The organism is Listeria rocourtiae subsp. hofi (assembly GCF_963575615.1).
In the GTDB taxonomy this organism is placed as follows: domain Bacteria; phylum Bacillota; class Bacilli; order Lactobacillales; family Listeriaceae; genus Listeria_A; species Listeria_A hofi.
The window spans coordinates 1-571 of sequence record NZ_CAUYTL010000093.1 but is presented as its reverse complement, the minus strand read 5'-3'; the positions used below and the strand labels follow the sequence as shown (position 1 = coordinate 571).

At 41.2% G+C, this 571-nt stretch carries 1 protein-coding gene; it reads right to left on the bottom strand.

Features of this window, described 5'->3' with window-relative positions; translation table 11 throughout:
- On the bottom strand, positions 1 to 571 hold a 571-nt coding region (locus R8925_RS15850; RefSeq protein WP_430536749.1), incomplete at both ends, for a transposase.

Genomic DNA, 571 nt, shown 5'->3' with positions numbered 1-571 from the left:
GCCATGAAATAGAGGTTGGCTTCGGTCGCTACTTTTGGAAGCCCTCGTAAACGGAAACGAGTGAAACCCAAAATAGCCTTCACATGCCCAAAAACTGGCTCTACATCTATTTTTCGTTGCCGATAAATAGTAGAACCTTTTTCTGATGTCAGGCTTCGTCTTGCACGATGTTTCAATTCTTCCCAAATTGGATTATAATGTATCTTTCTATTTTTTCCTGATTTGGCTTTCGTACATTGCGCTCGTAAAGGACAATCGGAACAATCTTCACATTCGTAAACCTTGAAATCACGAATATAACCATAGCGATCCGTACGATAAGCATACTTTTGGAAGGTCAGTTTACGTTGATTCGGGCAAATGAAAAAATCATCCGCAGCTCGATATTCCCAATGGTCGCGATGCATTTCGTTCTTTATGTAAGCACGTTTTTGCTCTTTCCGATACATCGTGTAAGGCATCAAAGGAAGGCTAGCTGTTTCCTCCAAAAGATATTTGTAATTCTCTTCTCCACCGTACCCAGCGTCTGCGACGATATAATCTGGTAGATTCCCGAACGTTTCTTTAAAAG